A 15,871-nucleotide genomic window follows, 5' to 3' on the forward strand; every position below is an offset into this window, starting at 1 on the left:
CGCAGTCCACGGCTCCCGCACTCGCCGACTCGCCGCAGGCGTCCCCGGCGCCCGCGCCTGGCGCCGGGCAGTCGGCAGCGCCGCAGCCCGCCGCTCCCGCCCGCTCGCCGCAGGCGTCCCCGGCGCCCGCGCCTGGCGCCGGGGACGCGACGGCGCCCACGTCAGCCGGGCCCAGGGCAGGTACTTCGGCGCCGCAGCCCGCCGCTCCGGCACCCGCCCGCTCGCCGCAGGCGGCCCCCGCTCCCGCACCCGCCCCCTCGCCGCAGGCGGCTCCCCCTCCCGCGCCCGGTGCCGGGTTCGCGACGGCGTCTCCGTCATCCGCGCCCGGCGCCGGGTCTTCGACGCCGCAGCCAGAGGCCCCCGAGCCCGCCCCCCGCGTCGGGCCGACGGAGGCGCCCCTCGCCCCCAGCCCCGCCGCTCCCGCAGGCTCCGCTTCGTCGCAGGCGGCCGCGTCCGCCCGGTCGACGCAGTCGGCCCCGGCACCCTCGTCCGCCCGGTCCGTCGCTCCCGCACCCGCTGCCCCGCCCGGTGACCGGAACGGCGCGCCGTCCTCCGTCGCGCCGCAGGCGCAGCCCGCGTCGGTGGCGGCCGTGGTGGCTGCCGACGCCGAGTCCGGTGGTGCGGCGGTGTCGGAGCGGCGGTCCGATGTGGGCAGTTCGGTGCTCGGGGTGTCTGCCGGGCCGGTGGTGGATCCGGTCGGCGCTCCTGACCCGTCCGTCAAGGACGGCGGCTCTCCCGTCAACAGCTCCGTGGACTTCGGCTGGATCGCCGGGGCGCGGGTGAAGTCCGTCGCCGTGCCGGTCGCCGCGTCCGTGGCGGCGGCTCCGGTGCAGGCCCCCGTCGTGGCGGACGCCGTTCCGGCCCGTGCGCCGGGTGCTCGGCGTCGCAACGTCATCGGGGCCGAGACGACCGGGTCCATCCCGGTGCATCTGCTGTTCCGGGAGGAGCCGGACGGGGCCGACGACGGCGGGCCCGCCACCGTGCCCGTACCGAAGACCGACGTGCCGGTGCGGAAGAAGCGGAGGGGCGCGGTCCCGGTTCCCGCCCGGACGTCCGCGCGGCCCGCGCCGACCGCCGATCCGAAGCTGGTGGAGCGGCCGGGTCCGGTGCTGCCGGGGTGGGTCGGTGTGGCCGGCGGGGTGCTGGCGCTGCTGGGGTGCGCGGCGGGCGTGTGGTGGGCCGGGGCCGTGCCCGAGGAGGCCGCGCGGATGCTGCGGCTGCCGCCGCGCCCGTACCACGGGATCCCGCTCGGCCAGTGGGCCCTGCTCGCGCTCGGGGTCCTCGCGGCCCTGTTCTTCCTGGGCGGTCTCGGCCGCGGCCGGGTCGGCTACGCCCTGGTCCTGACGCTGTTCGGCGACTACCGGGGGACCGTCCGCCGGACCGGCCTGCTCTGGGTGAGCCCGCTGCTCAAGCGCCGCCGCGTCGACGTGCGGCTGCGGCACTGGCGCAGCGAGCCGCTGCCCGCGGTCGACGCGAAGGGCACGGCGCTGGACGTCGTCGTCCTGGTCGTGTGGCGGATCCGGGACACGGTCCGCGCCGCGCTGGGCGTGGCCCGGCACGAGGAGTACCTGCGGGAGCAGGTGGAGGCGGCGATGGCCCGGGTGCTCAGCCAGCTCCCGGCGGACGCGTTCCACGAGGACGCGCCGACCCTGCGGGACGCGGAGGCGGTCGGCGAGGCGCTGACCCGGCTGCTGTCGGCGGAGTGCGCGCCGGTGGGCGTCGACGTGTTCTCGGCGCAGCCGACGCGGATCGAGTACGCCCCCGAGGTGGCCGCCGCGATGCGCCGCCGCCGGATCGCCGCGATCGACGCGAAGCACCGTGAGAGCGTGCTGAACTCGGTCGTGGACGCGGTGGACGACGTGGTCCACCGGCTGACCTCCCGTGGTCTCGTGGAGCTGGACGACTACGAGCGCAAGGCGCTGGTGAAGGACCTGACGGTGGCGTTCTACACGGGCCGGACGAGCTCCGGGGAGGGCGCGTGACCTTCTCCCATTGGTATGGACATGCTCAACTTCCGGCCATACCTTGGTGCTTGGTCTAGACCGGAATCAGTGTCACCACACGCGTGCAGCAGGACCCACAGAACTCCCCCACGTTCTCCTGGAGCGACAGCATGCGCAAAAAGACAGGAGTGGCGGCCGTGGCGCTCGGCGTCGCAGCCGCCTCCCTCCTCGCCACCACCAGTGCGAGCAGCCACGGCTACACCGACTCGCCGATCAGCCGCCAGAAGCTCTGTGCCAACGGCACCGTGAAGAACTGCGGCGACATCCAGTGGGAGCCGCAGTCGGTCGAGGGGCTCAAGGGCTTCCCGGCCGCGGGCCCCGCCGACGGGAAGATCTGCGCCGGCGGGAACTCCCGCTTCTCGCAGCTCGACGACCCCCGCGGCGGCGCCTGGCCCACCACCAAGGTCACCGCGGGCCAGAGCTACACCTTCCGCTGGCAGTTCACGGCCCGCCACGCGACCACGGACTTCCGCTACTACATCACCAAGAACGGCTGGACCGGGACCAAGGCCCTCACCAGGGCCGACCTCGACAGCCAGCCCTTCCTGGTCGTCCCCTACAACAACCAGCAGCCGCCGTCCACGCTCTCGCACTCCGGGACCTTCCCGGCGGGCAAGAGCGGCAAGGCCGTCGTCCTGGCCGTGTGGACGGTCGCCGACACCGGGAACGCCTTCTACGCGTGCTCGGACGTTCAGTTCTGACGTAACGTCAGTTAGCATCCGCGCCCATGGGGACCGTCGCGGAGCTCGTACGACGCCAATGGGGCGACCACCGGACCGGACTGAGGGACGAGCACACCACCCTCACCCACCACCAGGTCGCCGCGGGCGCCGCCGCGCGCGCCGCACTGCTCACGGAGCTGATGCCCGACCGGCCGGGGAGCGAGCCGCACCTCGGCCTCCTGCTCGACAACACACCGGAGTACCCGCTCTGGCTCGGCGCGGCGGCCCTCGCGGGGGCCGCCGTCGCCGGGATCAACCCCACCCGGCGCGGCGCCGAACTCGCCCGCGACATCCGGCACACCGACTGCCGGGTCCTGATCACCCAGCGCGCCCACCTCCCCCTCCTCGACGGCCTCCCGCTCCCCGGCCTGCGCATCCTGGTCACCGACACCGATGCCTACCGGGCCCTCCTCGCCCCGTACGCGGACACCGCCCCGGACGAACTCGTCCCCGTCCGACCCGTGGGCCCCGACAGCCGCCTCCTGCTCTCCTTCACCTCCGGCTCCACCGGGGCGCCCAAGGCCGCCGTCTGCTCCCAGGGCCGGCTCGCCGCCGCCGGCGCCTCGCTCGTCTCCCACTTCGGGATACGCGCCGAGGACACCCACTACATCTGCATGCCGATGTTCCACGGCAACGCCGTGATCGCCGACTGGGCCCCCGCCCTCGTCGCCGGCGCCGGGATCGCCCTGCGCGACCGCTTCTCGGCCTCCCGCTTCCTCCCCGACGTACGCGGCTTCGGCGCCACCTACTTCACCTACGTCGGCCGGGCCGTCCAGTACCTCCTCGCCACCCCCGAGACCCCGCACGACCGCGACCACAGCCTCCGGCTCGGCTTCGGCACCGAGGCCGGCACGGTGGACGCGGCCCGCTTCCAGGAACGGTTCGGGGCCCGGCTCGTCGAGGGGTACGGATCCTCCGAGGGCGGCGCCGCCATCCAGCGGAGCCCCGGCACCCCGCCCGGCGCGATCGGCCGCGCCGCCCCCGCCGACGACCTGGCCGTGGTCGACCGGACGACCCGCCGCGAATGCCCGCCGGCCCGGTTCTCCCCGACCGGGGTCCTGCTCAACGCCGACGAGGCCGTCGGCGAGCTCGTCAACCGGGGCCGCAGCCCCTTCGAGGGCTACTGGCGCAACCCCGAGGCGCAGGCCGCCCGGCTGCGTGACGGCTGGTACTGGACCGGCGACCTCTTCTACCGCGACGCGGACGGCTTCCTCTACTTCGCCGGCCGCACCGACGACCGGCTCCGCGTCGACAGCGAGAACCTCGCCGCGGCGATGATCGAGAACATCCTGGCCCGCTGGGAGCGCGCCGCCGGCGTCGCCGTGTACGCGGTCCCCGACCCCGCCGCCGGCGACCAGGTGATGGCCGCGCTGGCCCTGCGCCCCGGCGCCACCTTCGACCCGGCCGCCTTCGCCGCCTTCCTCGCCGCCCAGTCGGACCTGGGCACCAAGATGCCGCCCCGCTTCGTCCGCGTCATGCCCGAGCTCCCCCTCACCGCCACCAACAAGATCCACCGCGTGGCCCTCCGCCGCACCGCCCTCGCCTCCACCGACCCCACCTGGTGGCGCCCGACCCCCACCGCCCCCTACGAGCCCCTGACCCCGACCGCCCGCGCGACCTTGCGCGCGGCGTACGCGGAACGGGGGCGGGAGTTTCCCGGGTAGCCGGGGAGGGAGGGGGAGGCGGGGAGGGGAGGCGGTAGGGCTCGCCCCACCCCCCGCACACCCCCTGCACCCATGGCCCCGCCCCCGTACCCCCGCATAGCGTGATCGCCCATGGAGCCCCGTACCCCTTGGCAGGCGCTGGCCCGGCCCCGCCGCTTTCCGCGCACCGCCTGGCCCTGGCGGGCCGTCGTCTACCTGGTGTCCGGGGCGGCGGTCGGGGCGTTCGCCCTGCTCGTCCTCCTCGTGCTCGTCGGGTTCTCCGTCTTCCTGGTCGGCCTGCCGCTGTTGCCGCTCGCCGGTGTCGCCCTCGGCGGGCTGGAACGCCGGCGGCTCCGCCTCGTCGACCGGGACCCGGCCGCCGACCCGCACCGCGTTCCCGGAGCACCGGGCCTCGCCGCCTGGCTGCGGGTCCGCGTGCGGGAACAGGCCACCTGGCGGGAGCTCGGGTACGCCGTGCTGCTCGCCACGGTGCTGTGGCCGCTCGACCTGATCGTGCTCGCCGTCGGGCTCGGTCTGCCCGCCGCGCTGCTGAGCGCGCCCGTCCAGCTCGCGGCGTCCGGCGGCGAGGAGGCGAAGGTGGTGAAGGCGTACCTGGTCACCTCCTATCCGCAGGCCCTCGCCGCCGCCCTCCTCGGCCTGGCCCTGCTGCCGCTGCTGCTCTACCCCCTCACCGCGCTCGCCGGTGCCCGAGCCGCCCTCGCCCGGGCGCTGCTCGCCCCGCGCGAGGCCGAACTGCGGGACCGGATCGGCGAGGTCACCGCCTCCCGCGCCCGGCTCGCCGCCGCCTTCGAGGCCGAGCGGCGCCGGATCGAGCGGGACCTCCACGACGGGGCGCAGCAGCGCCTCGTGGCGCTCACGATGACCCTCGGCCTCGCCCGGTACGACGTCCCTCCGGGCCCGCTCGCCGACCAGCTGGCGAAGGCGCACGAGGAGGCCGGCCGGGTGCTGACCGAGCTGCGCGAACTGATCCACGGCATCCACCCGCAGGTCCTCGCCGACTACGGACTCACCGCGGCCCTGACCGACGCGGCGGACCGCTCGACGGTCCCGGTCGACGTGGACGTGGACGAGAGAGCGGGGGTGGACGCGGGTGAGGGTGGGCGTGGTGGCGGTGGCCTGCCCCGGCTGCCCGCCGCCGTGGAGAGCGCCGCCTACTTCGCCGCCCGCGAGGCGCTCGCCAACCTCGCCCGGCACAGTGGTGCCACCCGGGCCCGGGTGACCGCCCGCCATGCCGACGGGCTGCTCAGGCTCACGGTCGAGGACGACGGGCGGGGCGGGGCCGATCCGGCCCGGGGGAGCGGGCTGACCGGGCTCGCCGACCGGCTCGCCGTCCTCGATGGCACACTTTCGATCACCAGCCCGCCCGGCGGGCCGACCGCGCTACGAGTGGAGATCCCGTGCGGCGTTCGCTCCGTGTCGTCCTCGCCGAGGACAGCGTCCTCCTCCGCGAGGGACTGATCGGGCTCCTGGCGCGTTTCGGCCACGAGGTGGTCGCCGCGGTCGGCGACGCCGGGGCGCTGCCGGCGGCGGTCGCCGCGCACGCGCCGGACATCGTGGTCACGGACGTCCGGATGCCGCCGGACTTCCGGGACGAGGGGCTGCGCGCGGCCGTCGCGCTGCGGGCGGAGCACCCGGGGCTGCCGGTGCTGGTGCTCAGCCAGTACGTGCAGCGCAGCTACGCCGCCGATCTGCTGGACTCGGGCGACGGGTCGGGCGTCGGGTACCTGCTGAAGGACCGGGTGGGCCAGGTCGAGGAGTTCCTGGACGCGCTCGTCCGGGTCGCGGACGGCGGCACGGTCGTCGATCCGGAGGTCGTACGGCAGCTGCTCCGCCGGCACCGCGATCCGCTGGCGGCGCTGACGCCGAGGGAGCGGGAGGTCCTGGGGCTGGTCGCGGAGGGGCATTCCAACGGGGCCGTCGCGCGCCGGCTGGTCGTCACGGAGGCGGCGGTCGGGAAGCACATCGGCAACATCCTGGCCAAGCTGGACCTGCCGCCGGCGGAGGACACCCACCGCCGGGTCCTGGCGGTGCTGGCCTATCTGCGGGCGTAGGGCCCGCGACCGGGCGGGGGCCGGGGGGCCGGTCACGTAAAACAAGGAAGCCCCTCGCTTCCGCGAGGGGCTTCCTCTGTCTGTGCGCCGCCAGGGACTCGAACCCCGGACCCGCTGATTAAGAGTCAGCTGCTCTAACCAACTGAGCTAGCGGCGCTTGCTGACGAAGAAAATACTACCTGGTCCCGAGGGGTGCTTCCGACCACCCTCGGGACCCGCCCCGTCCGGCACCGGCCGGACCGCCTCAGATCGCCAGCGACAGCACCACCGGCGCGGCCCGCCGGTTCAGCGTGTCGGCCGCCGAGCGCAGCCGGTGCGCGTGTTCGATCGGCAGCGAGAGCGCGAGGCAGCCCACGGCGGAGCCCGCCGTCAGCGGTACGGCGGCGCAGACCGTGCCCACCGCGTACTCCTGGAGGTCGAGCACCGGGACGGTCGGCGGCTGGCTGTCCAGCTTGGAGAACAGCACCTTCTCGTTGGTGATCGTCCGGGAGGTCAGCCGGGCGATCTTGTGGCGGGAGAGGTGGTCGCGGCGCCCGTTCTGGTCGAGCTGGGTGAGCAGGCACTTGCCGACCGCGCTGGCGTGCGCGGCGGAGCGGAAGTCCACCCACTCGTTGACCTTGGGGGTGCGCGGGCCGTCGGCGAACTGGGTGATCTTCACCTCGCCGTCGATGTACCGGCTGATGTAGACCGCCGCGCCGACCGAGTCGCGCAGTTCGGTCAGGGTCTCCTGCAGCTTGAGCTCCAGGGCCTCGCGGCGGGTCATGCCGGAGCCGAGGAGGACGAGGGAGTCGCCGATCACATAGGCGCCGTCGGAGACCTGCTCCACGTATCCCTCGCGCCTGAGCATCAGGAGCATGGACGACAGATGGGCGACGGGCAGGCCGGTCTCCCGTGCGATCTGCACGTCCGTCACGCCGCCGCCGTGCCGTGAGACGGTCTCCAGCACGCGCAGCGCGTATTGCACCGAGTGGAACGGCGCGGTGGGCTCGGGCTTCAGCGCCACGGTTTCCCCCTACCAGGTTGTGACCGCTAGCTTCCGTACCACGATAGCCGCCAAGGGCCCGATACGGGGCGGCTGTTGGCGAGATTGATGCGGTCCTCAGGGGCCGTACGCTGGGGCGCGCCACTCTGGCATATGCCAGAGGCACAGCCCTGTGACAGAGGCTGAGGTCAGGGCCGTGCGGGAACCTTCCCGCACGGGCGTTCGGTGCCCTCCGGACGTGAAGATTTTTTCGGTCCGCGACCTCCGGCGGGCGCCGGCCGGCCGCCGGGCGCGGACGGAATAACCGGAGCCTGCCTCCTGTTGTCGCCCTTCGTACCCATGTCACTGCGCAGGAAGGCCGCCCACGGTGAGCGACGCGATTCGAGGAGAGGCGCGGGGGACCGCGCCCGTACCGCTGTCCGTACTGGATCTCGTGACCGTCGGCAGCGGGCGCACCGCGAGCCAGGCCCTGGCGACCAGCGTCGAGATCAGCCGGCTGGCCGAGCGGCGCGGCTACCACCGGCACTGGGTGGCCGAACACCACTCCATGCCCGGGGTCGCCTCCTCCTCGCCGGCCGTGATCCTGGCCCACCTGGCCGCCCACACCCGCCGCATCCGGCTCGGCTCCGGCGGCGTGATGCTGCCCAACCACGCGCCGCTGGTGATCGCCGAGCAGTTCGGCACCCTGGAGGCGCTGGCCCCGGGCCGGGTCGACCTCGGTCTGGGCCGCGCGCCCGGCACGGACGGCGCCACCGCCGCCGCCCTGCGCCGCAGCGACCGGCTGAACGAGGCGGCCGACGACTTCCCGCAGCAGCTGAGCGAGCTGACCCGGTTCCTGGACGACGACTTCCCCGACGGGCACCCGTACGCCCGCATCCACGCCGTGCCCGGGCCGGTGCAGGGGCCGAAGGGCCGGCCGCCGGTCTGGCTGCTGGGCTCCTCCGGCTTCAGCGCGCGACTGGCCGGAATGCTCGGTCTGCCCTTCGCCTTCGCCCACCACTTCTCCGCGCAGAACACGATCCCCGCGCTCGACCTCTACCGGGACTCCTTCCGGCCCTCGGCGGTGCTCGACGCGCCGTACGCGCTGATCGGCGTCGCCGCGCTGGCCGCCGACGACCCGAAGGAGGCCCGCCGGCAGGTGCTGACCGGCGCGCTGTCGATGCTGCGGCTGCGCACCGGCCGGGCCGGGCTCGTCCCGACGCCGGAGGAGGCCGAGGCGTACCCGTACAGCGCGGCCGAGCGGGAGTTCGTCGAGTCCTGGCTGGCGAACGTCGTGTACGGCTCGGCGGACGAGGTGCGGGAGGGGCTCGACGGGCTCCGGAAGCGGACCGGCGCGGACGAACTGATGATCACGGGCAACGCCCACGGCGGCGACGCGCGGCTCCGCAGCTACGAGCTGATCGCCGACGCGTACGGCCTCCCCGAGCTGCCCGGGGAGTAAAACCTGGATCTCGCCGGGCCGTTGGTTCACTCCCGAACGAACCGGCGGGCGTTCCCTAAGTGAACCTTAAACCGCTCGTCACTTGTGGTGGCGAGCGGTTCCGTTTTGTGCTGCGGCCGCTCCGGACGCTCCTGACGAGGGCTTTCTCGCGCCAATTGGTCTAGTCCTCAATCTGGTTCAGACCATTGACGCGCTGTTCGTGCGCCGGATATCACTGCTCCAACTTCCGTACCGCCACCCCTTCCGGAGGCCGCACGTGCACCCCCGCAAACCACTGATCGCCGCTCTTCTCAGCTCCGCCCTCGCCGCCGGCGCGCTCGCCGCCACCGTCGGCATCGGCTCCGCCCAGGCAGCCGACACCGCCGCCGCCCCGTCCACGGGCGGCGTCAAGATCGCCTACTACGACCAGTGGAGCGTGTACGGGAACGCCTTCTACCCCAAGCACCTCGACACCCGTGGTATCGCGGACAAACTGGACATCATCAACTACTCGTTCGGGAACATCCACCCGACCGAGCTCACCTGTTTCGAGGCCAACAAGGCCGCGGGCGACGACAACAACCCCAACGCCGGTGACGGCGCGGGCGACTCGTACGCCGACTACCAGAAGTCCTTCTCGGCCGCGGACAGCGTCGACGGCGTGGCCGACAAGTGGGACCAGCCGATCGTGGGCGTCTTCAACCAGTTCAAGGAACTGAAGGCGAAGCACCCCAAGCTGAAGATCAACATCTCGCTGGGCGGCTGGACCTACTCCAAGTACTTCTCGGACGCGGCCAAGACCGACGCCAGCCGCAAGAAGCTGGTCGCCTCCTGCATCAAGCAGTACATCCAGGGCGACCTCCCGGTGGAGGGCGGCTTCGGCGGCCCCGGCACCGCGGCCGGCATCTTCGACGGCATCGACATCGACTGGGAGTACCCGGGCTCGGCCGACGGGCACCTCGGCAACCACTACGCGCCCGAGGACAAGCAGAACTTCACCCTCCTGCTCGCCGAGTTCCGCAAGCAGCTCGACGAGTACGGCGCCGCCCACGGCGGCAAGAAGTACCTGCTGACCGCCGCCATGCCGGCCGGCCAGGACAAGATCAAGAACATCGAGACGGACAAGATCGGCGCGTACCTCGACTACGCGAACATCATGACGTACGACATGCACGGCGCCTGGGACGGCGACGGGCCGACGTACCACCAGTCCCCGCTCTACTCCGGCACCAACGACCCGACCGACGCGATCAAGCCGGGCACCGAGAAGTACTCGATCGACAACGCCATCGACTCCTGGATCGACGGCAAGCCCGCCTACGGCATCGCCGGCGGCTTCCCGGCCGGCAAGCTGACCCTCGGCTACGAGTTCTACTACCGCGGCTGGAAGGGCGTCCCCGCCGGCACCGCCAACGGCCTCGCCCAGCCCGCCACCGGCGCCTCCGGTGCCCGCCCGCTGAGCCAGCAGCCCGGCATCGCGCACTACAAGGAGCTCGGCGGCATCGTCGACAACCCGGCCACGACCTTCTGGGACGACCAGGCCAAGTCCGCCTACTTCTACAAGGACGGCGAGTTCTTCACCGGCCTCGACCAGCGCACCATCCAGGCCCGCGCCGACTACGCCCACCAGCGCGGTCTCGGCGGCGCGATGATGTACTCGCTGCTCGGCCTCGACGCCAACGCCACGCTCTTCAACCAGATCGTGACGGCTGTCGGCTCCTCGCCGACCGGCCCGACGACGCCGCCCACGACGCCGCCGACCACCCCGCCCACCACGCCTCCGACCACCCCGCCGACCACGCCGCCCACCACCACCCCGCCGACCGGCTGCACCGCCACGGCGTACGTGGCCGGCTCGGTCTACACCGGTGGCTCGGTCGTCTCCCACAAGGGCCGCAGCTGGAAGGCCCAGTGGTGGACGCAGAACGAGGAGCCGGGCACGACCGGCGACTGGGGCGTCTGGAAGGACCAGGGCGCCTGCTGACCGGGCCCCGCTGATCCAGCGGGACCCCTCACCGACCCCTCGCTCCACCGCATGAACCACTGCCCCCGCCCGGAATGTCCCTCCGGCCGGGGGCAGTTCCATGCCCGGACCCGGTAGGGGGGGGCGCCCGCGCCCCGGCGCGCGCCCGCTCAGACGGGCAGCGGCGCGACCCCGATCAGTTCGCCGATGCGGTCCGGGGCCACCGGCCGCGAGTACAGCCAGCCCTGCCCGGTGTCGCAGCCGATCCGGCGCAGCCGGGTGGCCTGCCCCGAGGTCTCCACGCACTCGGCGGTGACCGTGAGCCCCAGCCGGTGGGCGAGCTGGACCAGCGCCTCCACGATCAGCTCGTCCGCCGGGTTGGCGTGCTCCTCGTCCTGGAAGCCGCGGACGAACGAGCCGTCCAGCTTCAGCACCGAGACGGGCAGCCGGCTCAGATAGGCCAGGTTCGAGTAGCCGGTGCCGAAGTCGTCGATGGCGATCCGCACCCCCATGTCGCTCAGCGCCTGGAGCGCCTGGAGCGGCCGGCCCGCCGAGCCCATCACCGCGGACTCGGTGAGCTCCAGCTGGAGCAGATGGGGCGCGAGCCCGGTCTCGGCGAGGATGCCGGCGACGTCGGCGACCAGGTCCGAGTCCCACACCTGGCGCACCGCCACGTTGACGCTGACGAAGAGCGGCCGGTCGCCGGGGTGGTCCTTCTGCCACTGCCGGGCCTGGCGGCAGGCGGTGTGCAGCACCCAGCGCCCCAGCTCGACGATGGAGCCGTCCTCCTCGGCGATGCCGACGAACCGATTCGGCGCCAGCGTGCCGAACTGCGGGTGGTTCCAGCGCACCAGGGCCTCGACCCCGCGCACCGCCCCGTCGGAGAGGTCCACGAGCGGCTGGTACTCCAGCGCGAACTCCCCGCGTTCCACGGCCGGGCGCAGGGTGGAGCTGAGCGCCTGCCGGGTCATCCGGTGCGCGTTGCGCTCGGGGTCGAAGAGCGTCCAGCGGCTCTTGCCGTCGGCCTTGGCCCAGTACAGCGTGGTGTCGGCGGCCTGCATCAGGCAGGTCGCGGTCGAGCCGTGGGCGGCCCGCTCCACGACGCCGATGGACGCGGAGACCGAGAGGCGCTGCCCGGACAGGTCGAAGGGGCGCTGGAGCGAGGCCAGTACGGACTGCGCCAGGTCGGCCAGTTGCTCGGTGCCGGTGGACTCCTCCACCAGGATGGCGAACTCGTCGCCGCCGAGCCGGGCGACGAGATGGCCGCCGTTGCGGGTGTAGCCGTAGTGGTCGGCGCACTCGGTGAGCCGGGCGGCGACGGCGGCGAGCAGCCGGTCGCCGACCCGGTGCCCGAGGGTGTCGTTGACCGCCTTGAAGCCGTCCAGGTCCAGGTAGCAGATGCCGATCCGCCCTGTTCCGCCATGCCCGTACGACTGATGTGACCGGTACGCGGGGGGCGTCGCGTACGGGCGGTCCCGCGGGCCCTCCTCGTGGGCGTCCAGGGCGGCGGTCTCCAGCGCGGCGGTGAGGCGTTCGAAGAACAGGGCGCGGTTGGGCAGCCGGGTGACCGGGTCGTGCATCTGGAGGTGGCGCAGCCGTGCCTGGAGCTCGCGGCGGTCGCTGATGTCGGCGACCGAGAGGAGGACCCGCGGGCTGTCCGGGACCGGGGCGACGGTCACCTCGGCCCACAGGGAGCGCCCGTCGGGGTGCTTGAGCCTGCGGGTGCAGCGGAAGCGGGACCGGCCGCCGCGCAGCACCTCGCGGTACGCCTGCCAGGTGCGCCCGTCGGAGGAGAGGTCGACGAGGTCGGCGGCGGCCTGCTCGCGGAGCGCGGCGGGTTCGGTGCCGAGGAGGGTGCCGAGCGAGTCGTTGGCGGCGACGACGGTGCCGTCCTGGTCGACCAGGGCCATCGCGAGCCGGGCGGCGCGGAAGGCGGCGGAGCAGTCCCGGAGTTCGGACGCGTGACGCTCCGTGAGCGCGGCCTCGGCCGACGGGGGCACCGGTTCTTCGGGGGATCCGCTCACCGCTCGCTCCCGTAGTGCGTTCGGGCCGTTCAGATCTGGTCGCCATGGTCGGCCGAGGAAAGTGTGCCGATCATAGAGGCTGGCCGGGGCGCCGTTCCAGCTCCTGGGCCCGGCGCGGGGCCCGCGCGGCCGGTGAGTTCGCCCACCCGCTGTCCCCGCTCGATCGATTCTGCGCGGGTCTGACATGGCTCGACAGGACTCTGAACGAATGTGACTTTCCGTGAGTCGATGCGCGTCCGTGTCGCGTCGACCCGGCGGGCCCCGCTCACCCGACCGGGGCAGCGGAAAGGTGCGAAACCTTGCAAACCATCACAAGGTGGGTGAGGTGTCCCGCATTCCGGAGCCGGAGGTCCACGTGAGGGGTCAGCAGCCACCCGGGCGAGTACCCGACGGAGTGCCCGGAGGGCCGCCCCGCTCCCGCCTGCGGGCCGGTGCGGCGGCCTTCACCTCGCTGGCGGCGCTCGCCGCGACCGGCCTGGTGGCGGGTCCGGCCGTCGCCGCGCCCTCGGCCGGGCCGTGCGCCCTGCCCCGTACCGCCGCGCATCACTCGCTCGGCCTCGACTCCTGGAACGGGGCCTATCCGCGGCCCACCCGGACCCTCGACGCGGTCATGATCTTCCTGTCCTTCCCGGACTCCGAGCCGCTGACCCGGCCCGCCGAGCTGACCGCCGACCATTTCCCGGGCACGGCCGCGTTCTTCGAGCGGGCCTCGTACGGGCGCTTCAGGCTGCGCACCGACGCGCAGACGGCCTGGACCCGGATGCCGCGGGACTCGGCCGCGTACCGGATACGGCGGGACTGGGACGCCGAGCACCGCGCGGCCTATCTGCGCGACGCGATCAAGGCGGCGGACGCCTCCGTCGACTTCTCCCGCTACGACGTCGTCTACCTGGTCGCCGACCCCGACGCGCCGGGGGTGGACTCGGACGCCACCAAGGTGGTCAATCTGGAGCATCCGCTGGAGGCGGACGGCACGGAGATCAAGCGGGTCGTCACGGTCTTCGAGCGGCACCCGCCGGACCGGAACGTGCTCGCGCACGAGACGGGTCACGTCTTCGACCTGCCCGACCTGTACCACCGGCCGGTGGACGGCAAGGGCGACTGGGACACCTATGTGGGCGACTGGGACGTCATGGGCAGCCAGTTCGGCCTGGCCCCGGACCTCTTCGCCTGGCACAAGTGGAAGCTGGGCTGGCTGGACCGCTCCCAGGTGGTCTGCGTCACCGGTCCCGGCACCCGCACGGTGAGCCTGGAGCCGGTGGCCGCGGCGCCGGTGGCCGGCGGCACGGTCGGGACCCGGCTCGCGGTCGTCCGCACGGGCGAGGACAGCGTCCTGGCGATCGAGGCCCGCGCGGCGACCGGCAACGACCGGGACACCTGCACCGAGGGCGTGCTCGTCTACCGGGTCCGCAACGAGGCGGCCTCCGGCGACGGGCCGGTCGAGGTCGTCGACGCCCATCCGGGCACCGAGGCCTGCTGGGACCGCTCGGTCTACCCGCCGCTCGCGGACGCGCCGCTGGAGGAGGGGGAGTCGTACACGGTGCCGGGGACGGGGGTACGGGTGGAGGTCGCCGACCGGACGAAGGCGGGCGTGTGGACGGTCCGCGTCACGGGCCGCCAGGCCGGCCGCTAGCCGCCCACCGCACCCGCCGCGCCCGCCCACCGTGCACGACGAAGAAGCCCCCCGCTTGCGCGAGGGGCTTCTTCTGTCGGTGCGCCGCCAGGGACTCGAACCCCGGACCCGCTGATTAAGAGTCAGCTGCTCTAACCAACTGAGCTAGCGGCGCCTGCTGACGTCGTAGACATTAGCACCCGGATCCGTGGAAGGAAAAATCGATACGCGCACGTCGGCGGCGGAGGCCGCCCTGGCCGCCCGCACGCAGGCCCAGAGCAGCACCTCGGGCCCCGGCAGCCACGGGGAGCGGGTGTCGGGGGCGACCAGCCAGCGGGGGCCGGCGGTGTCGTGCGGGGTGAGCGGCGGGATGGTCACGGCGTCCCCGGTTCCGTGACAGAGCGGCCGGGGCACGGCCTGCCCCCACTCCTCCCAGTCGAGCAGCGACGGCAGCCGCTGGGCGGTGCCGGGCGCGGCGAAGAGCAGCATGCGGCCCCGGTGGATGGCGACCGGCCCGGAACCGGGCCCCTCGGCCCAGAGCCGGTCCAGCATCCGGCGCCCGAAGGTCGGCTCCACGTTCACCACGTCGAAGGCGGTGCCGCAGGGCAGGACGGCCGGGGTGGCGGGGCGCTCCTCCCAGAGCGCGAGCAGCGAGCGGGGCTCGGCGATGGCCGAGGCGAGCCAGTCGGCCCCCTCCTCGGTGACCCGCGCGGGCTGGTGCCGTCCCTCGTCCAGGCCCCGCAGGGCGTGGAGGATCTCGTAGGGGGTCGTCTCTTCGCGCAGCCAAGTGGTCATACGGAAGATGTACCGGGCGTGACGGACCGGTTTCAGCGGGTTGCCGAAAACCCGGACACGGTGGGGCCGAGGGGAGTATCTTGCGCTCCGGCATATGCCAGACGGCCAGGCCCGGGGCCGCGTTCACCCGTCCGGGCGACACCCCGCGGGCGGCTCACTCCTCCGGGTCGCGCCCGCTCGTCCGGAGCAGGCCCTCGCCGAACTCGATCATCTTCCGGGCGTAGTCCTCGGTCCACTCCGCGCGCTCCGCGACGGCCGCCGCCGTGAGCCGGTCGAACCGGCGCGGATCGGCCAGCTGCGCCGCCGCGATCGCCTGGAACTCGATCGCCCGGTCCGTCGCCGCCCGGAACGCCAGGGTCAGCTCCGTCGCCCGGGCGAGCAGCTCCCGAGGGTCCTCGATCGACTCCAGGTCGAAGAAGTGCTCCGGATCGGCGGTCGCCTCGGCAGGCTCGAAGATCAGCGCGGCCGGCCTGACCCTTCGCTGTCCGCTCCGTTCCGCGGGTTCCGCCATCGTCCGTCTCCTCCTCGCACACAGGCGGCCCGGACACCCGGGCCACCATCCATTCTCCCGCGCCTGGCAAGACCACCCCAGGGCGCACCCACCGGCGCGCGACGCGCGAACGCGCCCACCGCGC

General features: G+C 73.6%; 12 protein-coding genes and 2 tRNA genes. 8 read left to right on the forward strand and 6 right to left on the reverse strand.

The genetic code is table 11. The features are described from left to right. The first annotated feature begins 590 nt into the window (after positions 1-590). The 5 genes from AB0Q96_RS03300 to AB0Q96_RS03320 all read left to right on the forward strand — a co-directional run bounded on the left by AB0Q96_RS03300 (position 591) and on the right by AB0Q96_RS03320 (position 6,440). The gene (locus AB0Q96_RS03300) at positions 591-1,982 is read left to right on the forward strand and encodes an SPFH domain-containing protein (protein WP_365321317.1); all 1,392 of its coding nucleotides are present in this window, start codon (positions 591-593) and stop codon (positions 1,980-1,982) included. Between the two features lie 131 nt (positions 1,983-2,113). Then, entirely contained in the window at positions 2,114-2,704 is a 591-nt protein-coding gene (locus AB0Q96_RS03305) for a lytic polysaccharide monooxygenase auxiliary activity family 9 protein (RefSeq protein ID WP_365321318.1), read from the forward strand. Between the two features lie 26 nt (positions 2,705-2,730). Beyond that, entirely contained in the window at positions 2,731-4,389 is a 1,659-nt protein-coding gene (locus AB0Q96_RS03310; RefSeq protein ID WP_365321319.1) for an AMP-binding protein, read from the forward strand. Positions 4,390-4,500: 111 nt separating this feature from the next. Continuing rightward, the gene (locus AB0Q96_RS03315; RefSeq protein ID WP_365321320.1) at positions 4,501-5,847 is read left to right on the forward strand and encodes a sensor domain-containing protein; all 1,347 of its coding nucleotides are present in this window, start codon (positions 4,501-4,503) and stop codon (positions 5,845-5,847) included. Continuing rightward, on the forward strand, positions 5,787-6,440 hold the full coding sequence (locus AB0Q96_RS03320) for a response regulator transcription factor (RefSeq protein WP_365321321.1): 654 nt from the start codon (positions 5,787-5,789) through the stop codon (positions 6,438-6,440). Before AB0Q96_RS03315 ends, AB0Q96_RS03320 begins: the two co-directional genes overlap by 61 nt. A gap of 83 nt (positions 6,441-6,523) precedes the next feature. Here the strand turns inward: AB0Q96_RS03320 and AB0Q96_RS03325 are convergent. Both AB0Q96_RS03325 and AB0Q96_RS03330 read right to left on the reverse strand, forming a co-directional pair. Then, positions 6,524-6,597 (reverse strand) — tRNA-Lys (locus AB0Q96_RS03325). 87 nt (positions 6,598-6,684) lie between these two features. Further along, entirely contained in the window at positions 6,685-7,443 is a 759-nt protein-coding gene (locus AB0Q96_RS03330; protein WP_365321322.1) for an IclR family transcriptional regulator C-terminal domain-containing protein, read from the reverse strand. A 346-nt stretch (positions 7,444-7,789) separates the two neighbouring features. On the opposite strand from AB0Q96_RS03330, the gene AB0Q96_RS03335 reads away from it, so the two are divergent. Continuing rightward, complete coding sequence (locus tag AB0Q96_RS03335; protein WP_365321323.1) at positions 7,790-8,863, forward strand: LLM class flavin-dependent oxidoreductase; 1,074 nt, start codon at positions 7,790-7,792, stop codon at positions 8,861-8,863. A gap of 256 nt (positions 8,864-9,119) precedes the next feature. Beyond that, positions 9,120-10,826, forward strand: coding sequence for a glycosyl hydrolase family 18 protein (locus tag AB0Q96_RS03340; RefSeq protein WP_365321324.1), 1,707 nt, complete (start codon positions 9,120-9,122; stop codon positions 10,824-10,826). A gap of 149 nt (positions 10,827-10,975) precedes the next feature. On the opposite strand, the gene AB0Q96_RS03345 is transcribed toward AB0Q96_RS03340, so the two are convergent. Continuing rightward, the gene (locus AB0Q96_RS03345; protein ID WP_365321668.1) at positions 10,976-12,715 is read right to left on the reverse strand and encodes an EAL domain-containing protein; all 1,740 of its coding nucleotides are present in this window, start codon (positions 12,713-12,715) and stop codon (positions 10,976-10,978) included. Between the two features lie 469 nt (positions 12,716-13,184). Between AB0Q96_RS03345 and AB0Q96_RS03350 the strand changes: the two genes are divergently transcribed. Next, positions 13,185-14,462, forward strand: a complete 1,278-nt coding sequence (locus tag AB0Q96_RS03350) for a M6 family metalloprotease domain-containing protein (RefSeq protein ID WP_365321670.1) — start codon at positions 13,185-13,187, stop codon at positions 14,460-14,462. 80 nt (positions 14,463-14,542) lie between these two features. Here the strand turns inward: AB0Q96_RS03350 and AB0Q96_RS03355 are convergent. The 3 genes from AB0Q96_RS03355 to AB0Q96_RS03365 form a co-directional block, all read right to left on the reverse strand. Beyond that, a tRNA-Lys gene (locus tag AB0Q96_RS03355) sits at positions 14,543-14,616 on the reverse strand. Continuing rightward, the gene (locus AB0Q96_RS03360) at positions 14,607-15,236 is read right to left on the reverse strand and encodes a bifunctional DNA primase/polymerase (RefSeq protein WP_365321325.1); all 630 of its coding nucleotides are present in this window, start codon (positions 15,234-15,236) and stop codon (positions 14,607-14,609) included. The genes AB0Q96_RS03355 and AB0Q96_RS03360 overlap by 10 nt, the downstream gene beginning before the upstream one ends. A gap of 154 nt (positions 15,237-15,390) precedes the next feature. After that, positions 15,391-15,747 carry a hypothetical protein gene (locus AB0Q96_RS03365; RefSeq protein ID WP_365321326.1) on the reverse strand — a complete coding sequence of 119 codons (357 nt, stop codon included), beginning with the start codon at positions 15,745-15,747 and terminating at the stop codon, positions 15,391-15,393. Between the last annotated feature and the right edge of the window lie 124 nt (positions 15,748-15,871).

It is taken from the genome of Streptomyces sp. NPDC093111 (genome assembly GCF_040683955.1).
In the GTDB taxonomy this organism is placed as follows: Bacteria; Actinomycetota; Actinomycetes; order Streptomycetales; family Streptomycetaceae; genus Streptomyces.

Excerpts from the sequence above, each read along its gene's own strand:
- AB0Q96_RS03315 (WP_365321320.1), top strand. The coding sequence starts at position 4,501 with ATGGAGCCCCGTACCCCTTGGCAGGCGCTGGCCCGGCCCCGCCGCTTT.
- AB0Q96_RS03360 (WP_365321325.1), bottom strand. The coding sequence starts at position 15,236 with ATGACCACTTGGCTGCGCGAAGAGACGACCCCCTACGAGATCCTCCAC.
- AB0Q96_RS03345 (WP_365321668.1), bottom strand. The coding sequence starts at position 12,715 with ATGGCCCTGGTCGACCAGGACGGCACCGTCGTCGCCGCCAACGACTCG.
- AB0Q96_RS03310 (WP_365321319.1), top strand. The coding sequence starts at position 2,731 with ATGGGGACCGTCGCGGAGCTCGTACGACGCCAATGGGGCGACCACCGG.
- AB0Q96_RS03305 (WP_365321318.1), top strand. The coding sequence starts at position 2,114 with ATGCGCAAAAAGACAGGAGTGGCGGCCGTGGCGCTCGGCGTCGCAGCC.
- AB0Q96_RS03365 (WP_365321326.1), bottom strand. The coding sequence starts at position 15,747 with ATGGCGGAACCCGCGGAACGGAGCGGACAGCGAAGGGTCAGGCCGGCC.